This is a genomic window from Burkholderia sp. Se-20373 (assembly GCF_017104705.1).
In the GTDB taxonomy this organism is placed as follows: Bacteria; Pseudomonadota; Gammaproteobacteria; order Burkholderiales; family Burkholderiaceae; genus Burkholderia.
The window spans coordinates 1-14,552 of record NZ_JAAGPH010000092.1; the positions used below are offsets into that span (position 1 = coordinate 1).

The 14,552-nt window shown below is 67.1% G+C and carries 14 protein-coding genes; 5 read left to right on the forward strand and 9 right to left on the reverse strand.

The window, feature by feature from the left end; genetic code table 11:
• Positions 1-19 precede the first annotated feature (19 nt).
• Positions 20-151: a paraquat-inducible protein A gene (locus G3N96_RS25630; RefSeq protein WP_241022819.1), complete on the forward strand. Its 132-nt coding sequence runs from the start codon at positions 20-22 to the stop codon at positions 149-151.
• Here G3N96_RS25630 and G3N96_RS25635 read toward each other — a convergent pair.
• The 3 genes from G3N96_RS25635 to G3N96_RS25645 are packed head-to-tail and all read right to left on the reverse strand — an operon-like array spanning position 123 to position 3,026.
• A complete protein-coding gene (locus tag G3N96_RS25635) occupies positions 123-1,742 on the reverse strand; it encodes an MlaD family protein (RefSeq protein ID WP_206138911.1) in 1,620 nt (539 codons plus the stop codon). The two genes, G3N96_RS25630 and G3N96_RS25635, sit on opposite strands and share 29 nt — an antisense overlap.
• A complete protein-coding gene (locus tag G3N96_RS25640) occupies positions 1,735-2,364 on the reverse strand; it encodes a paraquat-inducible protein A (protein ID WP_089439255.1) in 630 nt (209 codons plus the stop codon). The genes G3N96_RS25635 and G3N96_RS25640 overlap by 8 nt, the downstream gene beginning before the upstream one ends.
• Positions 2,361-3,026 carry a paraquat-inducible protein A gene (locus G3N96_RS25645; RefSeq protein ID WP_206138912.1) on the reverse strand — a complete coding sequence of 222 codons (666 nt, stop codon included), beginning with the start codon at positions 3,024-3,026 and terminating at the stop codon, positions 2,361-2,363. The genes G3N96_RS25640 and G3N96_RS25645 overlap by 4 nt, the downstream gene beginning before the upstream one ends.
• 258 nt (positions 3,027-3,284) lie before the next feature.
• On the opposite strand from G3N96_RS25645, the gene G3N96_RS25650 reads away from it, so the two are divergent.
• From G3N96_RS25650 to G3N96_RS25665, 4 genes are all read left to right on the forward strand, one after another.
• Positions 3,285-3,845: a cytochrome b gene (locus tag G3N96_RS25650; RefSeq protein ID WP_124576527.1), complete on the forward strand. Its 561-nt coding sequence runs from the start codon at positions 3,285-3,287 to the stop codon at positions 3,843-3,845.
• Between the two features lie 8 nt (positions 3,846-3,853).
• The gene (locus G3N96_RS25655; protein WP_124576528.1) at positions 3,854-4,414 is read left to right on the forward strand and encodes a YceI family protein; all 561 of its coding nucleotides are present in this window, start codon (positions 3,854-3,856) and stop codon (positions 4,412-4,414) included.
• A 65-nt stretch (positions 4,415-4,479) separates the two neighbouring features.
• On the forward strand, positions 4,480-5,061 hold the full coding sequence (locus tag G3N96_RS25660; RefSeq protein ID WP_089439259.1) for a YceI family protein: 582 nt from the start codon (positions 4,480-4,482) through the stop codon (positions 5,059-5,061).
• A gap of 185 nt (positions 5,062-5,246) precedes the next feature.
• Positions 5,247-6,524, forward strand: coding sequence for an MFS transporter (locus tag G3N96_RS25665; RefSeq protein WP_206138913.1), 1,278 nt, complete (start codon positions 5,247-5,249; stop codon positions 6,522-6,524).
• Positions 6,525-6,542: 18 nt separating this feature from the next.
• Here G3N96_RS25665 and G3N96_RS25670 read toward each other — a convergent pair whose 3' ends face one another.
• The 6 genes from G3N96_RS25670 to queA form a co-directional block, all read right to left on the reverse strand.
• Positions 6,543-8,096 (reverse strand): S41 family peptidase, encoded by a 1,554-nt coding sequence (locus tag G3N96_RS25670; RefSeq protein ID WP_206138926.1) that lies wholly within the window; start codon positions 8,094-8,096, stop codon positions 6,543-6,545.
• 207 nt (positions 8,097-8,303) lie between these two features.
• Positions 8,304-9,254 (reverse strand): protein translocase subunit SecF, encoded by a 951-nt coding sequence (gene secF / locus G3N96_RS25675; protein WP_089424532.1) that lies wholly within the window; start codon positions 9,252-9,254, stop codon positions 8,304-8,306.
• Positions 9,255-9,270: 16 nt separating this feature from the next.
• A complete protein-coding gene (gene secD, locus G3N96_RS25680) occupies positions 9,271-11,292 on the reverse strand; it encodes a protein translocase subunit SecD (protein ID WP_206138914.1) in 2,022 nt (673 codons plus the stop codon).
• Positions 11,293-11,398: 106 nt separating this feature from the next.
• Entirely contained in the window at positions 11,399-11,722 is a 324-nt protein-coding gene (yajC, locus tag G3N96_RS25685) for a preprotein translocase subunit YajC (protein ID WP_006476868.1), read from the reverse strand.
• Positions 11,723-11,978: 256 nt separating this feature from the next.
• Positions 11,979-13,166 carry a tRNA guanosine(34) transglycosylase Tgt gene (gene tgt, locus G3N96_RS25690; protein WP_011350997.1) on the reverse strand — a complete coding sequence of 396 codons (1,188 nt, stop codon included), beginning with the start codon at positions 13,164-13,166 and terminating at the stop codon, positions 11,979-11,981.
• A gap of 156 nt (positions 13,167-13,322) precedes the next feature.
• The gene (queA, locus tag G3N96_RS25695) at positions 13,323-14,390 is read right to left on the reverse strand and encodes a tRNA preQ1(34) S-adenosylmethionine ribosyltransferase-isomerase QueA (RefSeq protein ID WP_206138915.1); all 1,068 of its coding nucleotides are present in this window, start codon (positions 14,388-14,390) and stop codon (positions 13,323-13,325) included.
• Positions 14,391-14,552: the final 162 nt, after the last annotated feature.

Below are 14,552 nucleotides of genomic sequence, written 5' to 3' on the forward strand. Positions count from 1 at the left end.
GCTGGTCGGCTACTGGTCGATGCTCGACGTGCTGGTCGTCGCGATCATCTGTGCGCTGGTGAAGTTCGGTCCGCTGTCCGAGATCGAGCCGCGCGCCGGCATTTTGTTTTTCGGCATGGTCGTCATTGTTTATCTCCTGGCTTGCCCTTGAGCAGCGATTCGGGGTGGCGCTCCAGATAGTCGGCGAGCGCGTTCAGCGATTGCAGCGTGCGCGTGAGTTCCTTCAGCGCGCCGCGCACGTCGGACTGCAGCGGCGAATCCTGCTGCAGCGTCGCTTCGGCGGTCGAGAAGGTCTGCTTCGCGGCCGACAGCGTGTCGCGCGCTTCCGGCGCGACCTGCGTGTCGAGCTGCTTGAACAGCTTGTCGGCGTTCGACAGCGCGCTGTTCAGGTTCGCGCCGATCTGGTCGAACGGCACCTTGTCGAGCTTCTTCGCGATGTCGGCGACCTGCAGCTGCAGCTCGTCGAGCGTGTTTGGCACGGTCGGCAGCTCGAGCGGCTGGCGTGTCGTGTCGATCTTCACGGCCGGCGCCTTCGGGAAGAAGTCGAGCGCGACGTACAGCTGGCTCGTCAGCAGGTTGCCGGTGCGCAGCTGGCCGCGCAGCCCGTGCTGGACGAGCCGCTCGACGATCTCGCGGCGGGCCGGTTCGCCCTTGCTCTCGATCGTTTCGCGGAAGCGGCGGCCGAGGCGTTCCGGATACACGTTCATCGTCACCGGCATCAGGAAGTTCTTCGTCTTTGGATCGAAGTCGATGCCGATGTTCGTCACTTCGCCGAGCACGATGCCGCGGAAGTCGACCGTCGCGCCGACCGCGAGCCCGCGCAGCGACTGGTTGAAGTTCATCACGACCTGCAGCGGCTGGCCGTCCGGGTCGCGCATCGCGTCGCCCTCGTCGGACGCGAGGCGGAACGTCGTGTTGTTCGGCGCCGACGCACCGGAGCCCTGGTTCGGCGGCGTCTGGAACGCGATGCCGCCGAGGATCACCGTCGCGAGCGACTGCGTGTTCAGCTTCAGGCCGCTCGAGTCGAGCCGCAGGTCCACGCCGCTTGCCTGCCACCAGCGCGAATTCACGCCGACGTACTGGTCGTACGGCGCATTGACGAACACGTTGAACGTGACGCCGGTGCCGTCCTTGTCGAGCGAGAAGCCGACCACCTGGCCGACCTGCACGCGGCGGTAGTAGACCGGCGAGCCGATGTCGACCGAGCCGAGCGAATCGCCGCGCAGCACGTACTGCGTGCCTTTCTGGTCGCCCGTGACGGCGGGCGGTGTCTCGAGGCCGGTGAAGTCGGTCAGCGTATCCTCCGAGCGCCCGGCGTCGACGCCGATGTACGCGCCCGACAGCAGCGTGCCGAGCCCCGACACGCCGGTCGCGCCGACGCGCGGCCGCACGATCCAGAAGCGCGAGCCCTTGACCGCGAAATCCTCGGCTTCCTTCTTGAGCTGCACCTGGACGAGCACGCGCGACAGGTCTTTCGACAGCTTGATCGTCTTGACCATGCCGATCTCGACGTCCTTGTACTTGACCTGGGTCTTGCCGGGCTCGAGCCCTTCGGCGCTGTGGAAGCTGATCGTGATTTCCGGGCCGCGTTCGCGCACGGACTTGATCACGAGGCCGATGCCGATCAGCGCGGCGATCAGCGGCACGAGCCAGACGAGCGACGGCAGCCAGCCGCTTTTCGTCGAGATCGTCGGATCGGGCGGCCGGGGCGCGTCGTGCTGCGGGCCTTGTGGACTATTCATGGTGATTCCCTGAGGTTTCGACTGGATCCCAGATCAGGCGGGGATCGAACTGCATCGATGCGAGCATCGTCAGGATCACGACGGAGCCGAACGCGAGCGCGCCGGGGCCGGCCGTGATGATGGCGAGCGAACGAAAATGGACGAGCGCGACGGTCAGCGTCACGACGAAGATGTCGAGCATCGACCAGCGGCCGATGCGCTCGACGATCCGGAACAGGCGCGTGCGCTGCAGCGGCCGCCAGGCGGCGCGGCGCTGCGCGCTGATCACGAGGATCAGCAGCACGCCGAGCTTGAGCATCGGCACGAGGATGCTCGCGACGAACACGACGACGGCGAGCGGCCAGTCGCCGGAGACCCAGAAATAGATCACGCCGCTCATGATCGTGTCTTCCTGCGAGCCGACGATCGACGCGGTGCGCATGATCGGCAGCAGGTTCGCGGGAATGTAGAGGATCGCGGCGGCGAGCAGCAGCGCCCAGGTGCGCATCACGCTGTTCGGCGTGCGGAAATGGAGCGCGCTGCCGCAGCGCGCGCAGTGTGCATGCGGATGGTCGAGCGTCTGCACGAGGCCGCATGCGTGGCAGCTGGCGTAGCCCTCGCGGGCGGCGGTCGGGATCGTCATCGGCGGGCGGCTTCCGGCAGCGGGGCGGCATCGTCGGGCTGCCCGGGCGAGCGGCCGGCACGCAGGTCGTCGGCGATGTCCCACAGCGTGCGCGGATCGAACATCAGCACGACGGCGATCATCAGCGTGAGCGCGGCGAACGCGAACAGCGCGGCCTCGGGAACGACTCTTGCGAGACTGACCATCTTCACGATCGTGACGAGGATGCCGAGCATGAACACCTCGATCATGCCCCACGGCCGCACGAGCTCGATCGCGCGCAGCACCAGGTTGAAGCCGGGCGGTACGACGCCGCGCCGGATCGGCAGCAGCAGGTACAGCAGCGCGGCCATCTCGACGAGCGGGAACAGCACGGTCGAGCAGAACACCATCACGCCGACGATCGCCATGTCCTGGCGCCACAGCGAATCGATCGCGCCGATCAGCGTGGTCTGCACGCGGTTGCCGTTCACGTCCATTTCGAGGATGGGGAACGTCTGCGCGATCGAGAACGTGATCAGCGCCGCGAGCGCGAGCGCGCAGATCCGCTCGATCTGCGCGGTGCTGTTGCGATAGAGCAGCGCATCGCAGCGCGGGCAGCGCGCGATTTCACGTCCGCTCAGGCGCGGTTTGTGCAACAGTGCGTCGCACTCGTGACAGGCAATCAGGTCGTTTCGTTGCATGGAAAAGGCAGTGGTGCGACGGCTGGGGAGACGCGTCGACGGGGCCGGAACCCGCGCCAATCTTACCAAAAGGCCTTTTTCGGCGTGTCGACGATCGCGGGTTCAGTGACCGATCGGTAACATGACAGGAAGCTGTCAGCCGGCTGGCGGGCCTGTCTTCAGAGTCCGCGCGCGTCAAAAGGTTGCGGTAGCATGGCGCCCTTGACGAGCGTCGGACGAATTTCCGACGCGGCCGTTCGCTGAACTGAGGAATCCAAGATGGCATCGAAATCGCTGCCGGCCACGCCGGTAAGCTATACGCAGACGGCGATCGCGCTGCACTGGCTGATCGCGCTGCTGATCGTCTGCGCGTTCGCGCTGGGCTGGGTGATGACCGACATCCCCGGCTTCACGCCGACCAAGCTGAAGTACTTCTCGTGGCACAAGTGGATGGGCGTGACGATATTCGCGCTGGTCGTCATCCGCGTGCTGTGGCGGGCGACCCACGTGCCGCCGGCGCTGCCGGGCGGCACGCCCGCGTGGCAGCGTGCGGCGTCGCACGGCGTGCACATCCTGCTGTACCTGCTGATGATCGTGATTCCGGTGACGGGCTACCTGTACAGCTCGGCGGCGAACATCCCGGTCGTCTATCTCGGCATCGTGCCGCTGCCGCGGCTGATCGACCCCGATCCGGTGCTGAAGGAAACCTTCAAGACGCTTCACGTGTCGTTGAATTACATTCTGCTTGCGCTCGTTTCGCTGCACGTGGTCGCGGCGCTCAAGCACCAGTTGTTGGACCGCGACGGCCTGCTGTCGCGGATGCTCCCCTTTGCCAAATGAAGGATCCCATGAAAGTGTCTTTCTCCCGCTCCATGCTGACCGCGTTCGCCGCGGTGTCACTTGTCGCGTCGGGCGCGGCGCTCGCCGATGTCGATCTCGCGAAGAGCAAGGTGTCCGCCGTGTCGAAGCAGATGAACGTGCCGACCGAAGGCGCGTTCAAGAAGTTTTCCGCGCAGGTGAAGTTCGACCCGGCGAAAGCCGCGCAGGGCAGCGCCCAGATGACGATCGACGTCGCGAGCTATGACCTCGGCGACAAGATGTACAACGACCAGGTCGCCGGCAAGGACTGGTTCGACGCGAAGGCGTATCCGCAGGCCACGTTCGTGTCGTCGGCGATCGCGCCGGCAGGCGGCAACAAGTACAACGTGACCGGCAAGCTGACGATCAAGGGCAAGTCCGAGAACGTCACGGTGCCCGTCACGGTCACGCAGAGCGGCGCGACGCAGACCTTCGACGGCGTGCTGCCGATCAAGCGCTCGGCGTTCAGCGTCGGTACCGGCGAGTGGAAGGACACGTCGGTCGTCGCGGACGAAGTGCAGATCAAGTTCCATCTCGTCGCCACCAAGTAAGCGGCGGACTGTCGCCTCACCCGAATGCCGCGCGAGGGCGCGGCGCCGTTCCAAGGAGAAAAGGTTTGAAAAAGCAACTGATCATCGCCGCAGGCGCGCTGGCAGCGTCGCTGTCGTTCTCGGCATTCGCCGAAAGCGTCACGTACCAGTTCGACCCGAGCCACACGTACCCGAGCTTCGAGGCTGACCACATGGGCGGCCTGTCGGTCTGGCGCGGCAAGTTCGACAAGTCGAGCGGCACCGTGACGCTCGACCGCGCGGCGAAGACGGGGACGGTCGACGTGACGACCGACATCGCGTCCATCCACACCGGCAGCACGAAGCTCGACGAGCATCTGCAGACGGCCGAGTTCTTCGACGTCGCCAAGTTCCCGCAGGCGAACTACAAGGGCGCGATCAAGTTCGACGGCGACAAGCCGGTATCGGTGGTCGGCAACCTGACGCTGCATGGCGTCACGAAGCCGGTGACGCTGAAGATCGATTCGTTCAAGTGCATGCCGCACCCGATGCTCAAGCGCGAAGTGTGCGGCGTCGATGCCGTCGGCGAATTCGACCGCAGCGATTTCGGTCTCGACTACGGCAAGCAGTACGGCTTCAAGATGAAGACGAAGCTGCTGATCACGGCCGAAGCGCTCAAGCAGCAGTAAGCCCGCCGGTCGGGCCGGCCTTCGCGCCGGGCCGCCGCGAGCCCGCCGCCGCGTTCCCGTCAGGGGGCGCGGCGGTATTTTTTTGCGCGCCTATAATCGCCCGAGCGCCGTGCGCGGCGCCGGGCAGGCCGACGGCGCGCGGGCGGCCGCCTCGAACAGAACGTACAACGACAAGGAGATCGCCGATGCATGCCGTCACGCAGTCCCGTTCCATAGCCTCGTCGCCGCGCGTGTGGCGCGCGGTGGTCGCCGCGTCGATCGGCAATGCGCTCGAGTGGTTCGACCTCGTCGTCTACGGCTTCTTCGCGGTGACGATCTCGAAGCTGTTCTTCCCGGCCGGCAACGACACCGTGTCGCTGCTGCTCACGCTCGGCACGTTCGGCGTGTCGTTCTTCATGCGCCCGCTCGGCGCGATCGTGCTCGGCGCGTATGCCGACCGTGCGGGCCGCAAGGCCGCCCTCACGCTGTCGATCCTGCTGATGATGGGCGGCACGCTGATCATCGCGGTGCTGCCGACCTACGCGACGATCGGCGTCGCGGCGCCGGTGATCCTCGTCGCCGCACGGCTGATGCAGGGTTTCTCCGCCGGCGGCGAGTTCGGCAGCGCGACCGCGTTCCTCGCCGAGCACGTGCCGGGCCGGCGCGGCTTCTTCGCGAGCTGGCAGGTCGCGAGCCAGGGGCTCACGACGCTGCTCGCCGCCGGCTTCGGCACCGTGCTGAACGCGCAGCTCACGGCCGCGCAAATGGCGTCGTGGGGCTGGCGCGTGCCGTTCTTCTTCGGCCTGCTGCTCGGGCCGGTCGCATACTACATCCGCAAGAAGGTCGACGAGACCCCCGAATTCCTCGCGGCGGAAGGCACCGCGAACCCGCTGCGCGACACGTTCGCGGCGCACAAGGCGCGCCTCGTCGCCGCGATGGGCGTGGTCGTGCTCGGCACCGTCGCGACTTATCTCGTGCTGTTCATGCCGACCTACGGCGTGAAGCAGCTCGGCCTCGCGCCGTCGGCGGCGTTCGCGGCGATCCTGGTGGTCGGCGTGATCCAGATGGCGTTCGCGCCGCTCGTCGGCCACTGGTCGGACACCTACGGCCGCGTGCGCGTGATGATCGCGCCGGCTATCGGCATCCTCGTGCTGATCTACCCGGCGTTCGCGTACCTGGTCGCCCATCCGGGCTTCGGCACGCTGATCGCGCTGCAGGTGCTGCTCGCGTTCCTGATGACGGGCTACTTCGCGGCGCTGCCGGGTTTGCTGTCCGAAGTGTTTCCGGTGCAGACGCGCACGACCGGGATGTCGCTCGCGTACAACGTCGCGGTGACGATCTTCGGCGGCTTCGGGCCGTTCATCATCGCGTGGCTGATCAAGGCGACCGGAATGAAGACTGCGCCGAGCTTCTACCTGATGTTCGCGGCCGTGCTGAGCCTCGTGGCGCTGGTCGTGCTGCGCAAGCGGTTCGGGTTCCGGTAACGGGACGGGCGGCGCGTATCAGTTGCCGGCGTGCTCGCACACGGGTTGCGCGGGCATCAGCTGCGGCTTGGCTTCGACGGTCCGCACCGGGCGCCCGGCGAGTGCCGCAAGCGCCTGACCGAGCTGCCAGTCGGTTGCCGTGCCGAACTCGCGCTGCGGCAGCGCCGCGCTCTTCGCCGTATCGATCTTCGCGAGCGCCCGCTGTTCGCGCAGCGTCTGCCGTTCCTTGCGCACCTTCGCGAACGGATCGGGCGCCAGCCGGTCCGCATACGGCGCGCGGGCGAGATCGGCTTCCCGGTACCACAGCAGCACGCCGTCGACGTCCGCGTCGCGGCGCGGCGGCACGAGCCAGTCCGGCACGACGCCGTAGCCGTCCATCGGGCAGCCGTTCGGCCGCAGGTTGCGCGCATACGTGAAATTCAGGCGCGTGCCGTCGATCAGGTCGACGCCCGTCTGCGCAAGCCCCTTCCCGTAGGTCGGCATGCCGAGCAGCTTCGCGCGGCCGAGATCCTTCAACGCCGCCGCGGTCGCTTCGGCGGCCGACGCGCTCTGTCCGTCGACGAGCACGACGAGCGGCACGGTGCGCCACCAGTCGTCGGCCTGCAGCGGCGCGAGCGGATCCTGGCCGTGCATGACCGGCAATGCGTAGTCGGGCCAGTTGGTCGTGTAGCGGCGGCGGTTGGCGTCACCGCGCTCGACCGTCACCATCGCGGTGCGGTCGCGGCCCGCGAACAGCGCGGTGATGCCGATCGCCGCATTGAGCGCGCCGCCGCCGTTGATGCGCAGGTCGAGGATCACGCCTTTCACCGGCGGCCCCGTGCGGCGCGCGGCCTGCACCGCGTCGATGTAGTCGCCGACCGCCGGTTCGGGGAAGCTCGACAGCCGCGTGTACAGGATGTCGCCGTCGAGCCGCCTCGCGGTCGCCGGGTGCGGCTTGAGAACCGTCCGCACGGGCGAGAAGCTCAGCACCGCGCGCGACGGGCCGCGCCGGACCAAGAGCTTCAGCGGTACGCCTGCGTCGCCCTTGGCGAGTCTGGTCAGGTCGGCGGGGTCGATGCCGACGACGCTCGTATCGTTCATCGCGACGACGAGATCGTCGGGGCGCACGCCGGCTTTTTCCGCGGGCGCGTCGGGAATCACGTCGACGATGTGCAGCCCGTCGGGCCGCGTCTCGAACACGATGCCGATGCCGGGCGTGCCGTCGCGCGTGCGCCGTTCGTCGTCGCGCCGCTCCTGCTCCTCCTTCGCGTCGAAGAAACGCGCGTACGGGAGCGTCTTGATTCCCGCGTGGGTCGTTGCGTCGAGCAGTGCGCCGATGTCGACGTCGGTCAGGTGCTGCCGCTTCAGGACTTCCACCGCCGCCTTGAGCTCGCAGATCTGCGGCTCCCAGTCGGGCGGGCAGGGCGAGGGCGGCTGGGCGGCGGCGGGCGAAGCGGCTGCGGGCGCGGAAGCGGCGGAAGGGGGCGGGGTGGACGCCGGCTGCTGCGCACCGACGGATGACGCGTGCGGCAGGAGCGCGGCCGTGACGGCGGCGCAAACGGCAAGGCGAAGAGCGACACGCGTGGGAGGCATCATCGGGACCGCACGTTTGAACGGAGGGCGAAGGCGCTGTCCCGCTGACGCACGGCCGGCGGGCGGCGCGGCGGGACGGTCACGATTGTAGCCGACGTGCGTGACGGGGCAGGGCGAGCGGGCGGCGCGCTGCGCGGCAGTGGCGCGGGCATGAAAAAGCCGGCCCAACCGGGCCGGCTTTTCGTCCGTGCCGAAGCAGCGTGGCGCTTACACCTGCGCGCCTGCGTTCGGATCGTCCGGATCGTGCGCGGATTTCTTTTCCTTGATCAGGTCTTCACGCTTGATGCCGAGCCACATCGCGAGCGAGCCCGCGACGAACACCGACGAGTAGATGCCGAACATGATGCCGACCGTCAGCGCGAGTGCGAAGTAGTGCAGCGTCGGGCCGCCGAAGAAGAACATCGACAGCACCATCATTTCGGTCGACGTGTGCGTGATGATCGTACGCGACATCGTGGTCGTGATCGCGTGGTTGATCACTTCCTGCACGCTCATCTTGCGTTCGCGGCGGAACGTTTCGCGGATCCGGTCGAAGATGACGACCGACTCGTTGACCGAGTAGCCGAGCACCGCGAGGATCGCCGCGAGCACCGCCAGCGAGAACTCCCACTGGAAGAACGCGAAGAAGCCGAGAATGATCACGATGTCGTGCAGGTTGGCGATGATGCCGGCCACCGCGTACTTCCACTCGAAGCGGAACGACAGGTAGATCACGATGCCGATCACGACGCACGCGAGCGCGAGCAGGCCGTCGGTCGCGAGTTCCCGGCCGACCTGCGGGCCGACGAACTCGACGCGCTGCAGCGTGACGTCCGGGTTCTGCGCCTTCAGCGCGCCCATCACCTGGTCGCTCTGCTGCGCGGACGTGAGGCCTTCCTTCAGCTGCAGGCGGATCAGCACGTTGCGCGACGTGCCGAAGTTCTGCACCTGCGCGTCGGCGTAGCCGAGCTTGCCGAGCGTCGCGCGCACCGGTTCGAGTTCAGCGGCCTGCTGGTACTGCACCTCGATCACCGTCCCGCCGGTGAATTCGACGGACAGGTGCAGCCCGCGGTGGAACAGGAAGAACACGGCGGCGAGGAACGTGACCAGCGAGATCACGTTGAACACCAGCGCGTGCCGCATGAACGGAATGTCTTTACGGATGCGGAAAAATTCCATGGTCTTCTCCGGGGCCTTATTGGGTCGAGCCCGGTTTCTTCGGCGACACGCCCTGCTGCGCGCGGTTGCGCAGCTGCGGCTTGCCGGCGCGCGGCGCGTTGCCCTTCGCGGGGGCGGCGAGCTTCGCGGCGCGTGCGGTGTCGGTCGATTCGTCGGCGTCGGTGAACGACGCGGCGGCAGCGGCGCCTTCCGGCTTCCACACCTGGCCGATCGCGAGCGACTTCAGCTTCTTGCGGCCGCCGTACCAGAGGTTGACGATCCCGCGCGAGAAGAACACCGCGGAGAACATCGACGTCAGGATACCGAGGCAGTGCACGATCGCGAACGCGCGAACCGGGCCCGAGCCGAACGCGAGCAGCGCGAGGCCGGCGATCAGCGTCGTGACGTTCGAGTCGAGAATCGTCGCCCACGCATGCGCATAGCCGGCCTGGATCGCGGTCTGCGGCGGCTGGCCGGCGCGCAGTTCTTCACGCACGCGCTCGTTGATCAGCACGTTCGCGTCGATCGCCATACCGAGCGCGAGCGCGATAGCGGCGATACCGGGCAGCGTCAGCGTCGCCTGCATCAGCGACAGCACGGCGACGAGCAGCAGCAGGTTCACCGACAGGCCGATCACCGAGATCACGCCGAACAGCATGTAGTACGCGATCATGAACACGGCGATCGCGCAGAAGCCCCAGATCACCGAGTGGATGCCCATCTTGATGTTGTCGGCGCCGAGGCTCGGGCCGATCGTGCGTTCCTCGATGATGTCCATCGGTGCGGCGAGCGAACCGGCGCGCAGCAGCAGCGCGAGGTCGGCCGCGGCCTGCGGCGTCGGCTGGCCCGTGATCTGGAAGCGGTCGCCGAGTTCCGACTGGATCGTCGCGACCGTCAGCACTTCGCCCTTGCCCTTCTCGAACAGCACCATCGCCATCGGCTTGCCGATGTTCTCGCGCGAGACCGCGCGCACCGAGCGGCCACCCGCCGAATCGAGGCGGATGTTGACCGACGGACGCTGGTGATCGTCGAAGCCGGCCGAGGCATCGATGATGCGGTCGCCCGTGAAGATCACGTCCTTCTTCAGCAGCACCGGCGCCTGGTTGCCCTGCGTGAACAGCTCTTCACCCGGCGGCACCGGGTCGTTCGGGTTCGGGTGTGTGTTGATCGGGTCGGCGAGGCGCGCTTCGAGCGTCGCGGTGCGGCCGATGATGTCCTTCGCCTTCGCGGTGTCCTGCACGCCCGGCAGCTCGACGACGATGCGGTCGCTACCTTGCTGCTGCAGGATCGGCTCGGACACGCCGAGTTCGTTCACGCGGTTGTGGAGCGTCGTCAGGTTCTGCTTGAGCGCGGCGTCCTCGACGGACTTCTGCACGGCCGGCGTGAACGTGCCGACGACCTGCGTGCCGCCGCCGCCGGGCTGGGTCGCCCATTGCAGTTCGGTGATCGACAGCGCGAGCAGCTTGCGGGCGTCTTCCGCCGTCTGCGCATCGCTGAAGTTGACGACCACGGACTGGTCGACGCGGCTCACGCCGCCGTCGCGGATGTTCTTGTCGCGCAGCAGCGTGCGCGCGTCGGACGCGTCGGAATCGAGCTTCTTCGTCAGCGCGCCCGTCATGTCGACCTGGAGCAGGAAGTGGACGCCGCCACGCAGGTCGAGGCCGAGATACATCGGCAGCGCGTGCAGGGAGGTCAGCCAGCGCGGCGACGCGCTCTGCAGGTTCAGGGCGACGACGTACTGCGGATCGTTCGGGTCGGCGTTCAGCGACTTCTGCAGCAGGTCCTTGACGCGCAGCTGCGTATCGGTGTCCTTCAGGCGCACGCGGATGTTCGCGTTGGTCGCCGTGTTCTCGAAGGTGACGTCGTCCGGCGTGATCTGCGCGGCGGCGAGCGCCGATTCGACCTGGGTCAGCGTGGTCGAGTCGAGCTTGACCGTGGCCTTGCCGCTCGACACCTGCACCGCCGGCGATTCGCCGAAGAAGTTGGGCAATGTGTACAGAAGGCCGATGGCGAGCGCCACGACCATCACGACATATTTCCAGAGTGGATAACGATTCATGAGGGAGCCGAACGGGTGGTTGGCGTGAAAGCGTCGCGTCCGGCGCCGCGGCGGCCCGCTCTCTCAGGCGGGCACGGCGCGGGGAGCCGGACGCTCGGTGAAGGGCTTACAGCGACTTGATCGTGCCCTTCGGCAGAATGGTCGTGACCGCGGCCTTCTGCACGGTGATTTCGGTGCCTTCGGCGATTTCGACGCCGATGTAGCCTTCGGTGACCTTCGTCACCTTGCCCACGAGGCCGCCGCTCGTGACGACTTCGTCGCCCTTGGCCATGGCCGCGAGCATGTTGCGGTGCTCCTTCTGACGCTTCATCTGCGGACGGATCATGATGAAGTAGAGCACGGCAAACATCAGGATGAGCGGCAGGAAGCTCATCAGGCTCGATTCGGCGCCACCGGCACCTTGGGCGAACGCGTTGGAAATGAACGGCACGTTGGTCTCTCCGTAGGGGAAGATCGAAAAATAAGCCGGTTATTCTACCACCGGCCCCATGCGCAAACGGATCGGCAAATGCGCTTTCGGATCAAGCTGTTAAAGCGTGAACCGGTACCGTTGCGACTTGCATGGAAAGGCAATTGTAATGTTTGTCGGTTCCGAGCGGCAGTTGGGACGCGCTTGTTTAGGACGAGTCCCAAAAGATTTTCGATCCGTTTAGTGCTTGTCTTATCAAGGGCGGCGCGACCGTCCGTCAGTCGACCCCTCTGGCGCGATCCTCCGCGAAGCGCTGGCGGAACGCGTCGAACGTGTGGGTCTCGATCGCTTCGCGGATCTCGCTCATCAGCTGCAGGTAGTAGTGCAGGTTGTGGATCGTGTTGAGCTGGGCGCCGAGGATCTCGCCCACGCGGTGCAGGTGATGCAGGTAGCCGCGCGAGAAGTTCTGGCACGTGTAGCACGTGCAGCTCGCGTCGAGCGGCTTCAGCGAGTTCTTGTGCGTCGCGTTGCGGATCTTCACGTCGCCGAAGCGCGTGAACAGCCAGCCGTTGCGCGCGTTGCGGGTCGGCATCACGCAGTCGAACATGTCGACGCCGTTGGCGACGCCCTCGACCAGGTCCTCCGGCGTGCCCACGCCCATCAGGTAGTGCGGCTTGTTGGCCGGCAGCTTCGGGCCGACGTGGCGCAGCACGCGCATCATGTCTTCCTTCGGCTCGCCCACCGACAGCCCGCCGATCGCGAGGCCGTGGAAGCCGAGTTCCGCGAGGCCCGCGAGCGATTCGTCGCGCAGGTCCTCGAACATCCCGCCCTGAACGATCCCGAACAGCGCGTTCGGGTTGCCGAGCCGGTTGAACTCGTCGAGCGAGCGCTTCGCCCAGCGCAGCGACATGCGCATCGAGTCGGCCGCTTCCTTGTGCGTGGTCGGCACGCCGTTGGTCGCGTACGGCGTGCACTCGTCGAACTGCATCACGACGTCGGAGTTCAGCACCTTCTGGATCTGCATCGACACTTCCGGCGACAGGAACAGCTTGTCGCCGTTGATCGGCGACGCGAACGTCACGCCGTCCTCGGTGATCTTGCGCAGGTCGCCGAGCGAGAACACCTGGAAGCCGCCCGAGTCGGTCAGGATCGGCTTGTTCCAGCCCATGAAGGCGTGCAGGCCGCCGTGTGCGTCGATCGTGTCGAGGCCCGGGCGCAGCCACAGGTGGAACGTGTTGCCGAGGATGATCTGGGCCTTGATCTCGTGCAGTTCGCGCGGCTGGATCGCCTTCACGGTGCCGTACGTGCCGACCGGCATGAAGATCGGCGTCTCGACCACGCCGTGGTTGAGCTTCACGCGGCCGCGGCGCGCATGGCCGTCGGTCGTCAGCAGTTCGAATTCGAGCCCGTTCGCCGGGCGGTCCTGCACGGGGGCGTGCGTATCGTGGGATGAACCTTCGGTCATCGTGGGGTGCTCCTTGCTACCGGAAAACAGTCCGGCGCATGTTGGAAACGCCGCCGGAAGCCGGCGGCGGGGAAAGCGGGTGCGTGCGAGCATCGCACGCACAACGTGAAAGCGGAACCTGGCCGTTCGGTACGGCGGCCGGCCTCCGTGCCGCGCTTACGCGCCCGGTGCCTCCGGCGCGTCGCGCCGCGTGAGCAGCATCGCATCGCCGTAGCTGAAGAAGCGGTAGCGCTCGGCGATCGCGTGCCGGTACGCGGCGCGGATCGTCTCGACGCCCGCGAACGCGGACACCAGCATCAGCAGCGTCGACTTCGGCAGGTGGAAGTTCGTGACGAGCCGGTCGACCACGCGGAAACGATAGCCGGGCGTGATGAAGATGTCGGTCTCGGCCTGCGTGGCCGCGAGCGGGCGGCCCGCTTCGTCGGCCGCGCGCGCCGCGGCTTCGAGCGCGCGCATCGACGTCGTGCCGACCGCGATCACATTGCCGCCGCGCGCACGGGTCGCGGCGATCTTGTCGACGAGCGACTGCGGCAGGTCGTACCACTCGCTGTGCATCTTGTGCTCGGCGATGTTGTCGACGCGCACCGGCTGGAACGTGCCGGCGCCGACGTGCAGCGTCAGCGTCGCGCGCTCGACGCCCATCGCGTCGAGCCGGTCGAGCATCGGCTGGTCGAAGTGCAGCCCGGCCGTGGGAGCGGCGACCGCGCCCGGGTTGCTCGCGTAGACGGTCTGGTAGCGCGTCTCGTCGGTCGCGTCCGGATCGTGCTCGATATAGGGCGGCAGCGGCAGGCGGCCGTACTGCTCGATCAGGTCGAGGCACGGTTCGGGGAAGTTCAGCGTGAAGAACGGATCGACGCGCTCGCCCACCGTCACGTCGAACGCATCGGCGAGCCGCAGCGTCGTGCCGGCGCCCGGCGACTTGCTCGCGCGGATCTGCGCGAGCGCCGTGTGCGTGCCGGTCACGCGCTCGATCAGCACCTCGATCTTGCCGCCGCTGGCCTTCTGGCCGAAGAAGCGCGCCTTCAGCACCTTGGTATCGTTGAAGACGAGCAGGTCGCCGGCCGCGATGCACGACGGCAGCGCGGTGAAATGGCGGTCGACCAGGCGGGCGGGCGCGACGGTGCCGTCGACCTCGAGCAGGCGGCTCGCGGTGCGATCGGGCAGCGCGGTTTGTGCAATCAGCTCGGGCGGCAGATTGAAATCGAAATCGGAAAGCGTGAACATGCGGGCTGGTTCGAAGCGGCCGGCGGGCGTCGCCGGCAGGGCGGAAACGCGTAAATCGGGCGCGCGAGCCGCTATGATGGCGGGATGCGCGGCCTGGCCGGCGTCGTGCGTTCGGACGACGTGAAAGCCGCTATTGTACTTGCCTTGCGAAGCACCCAGACG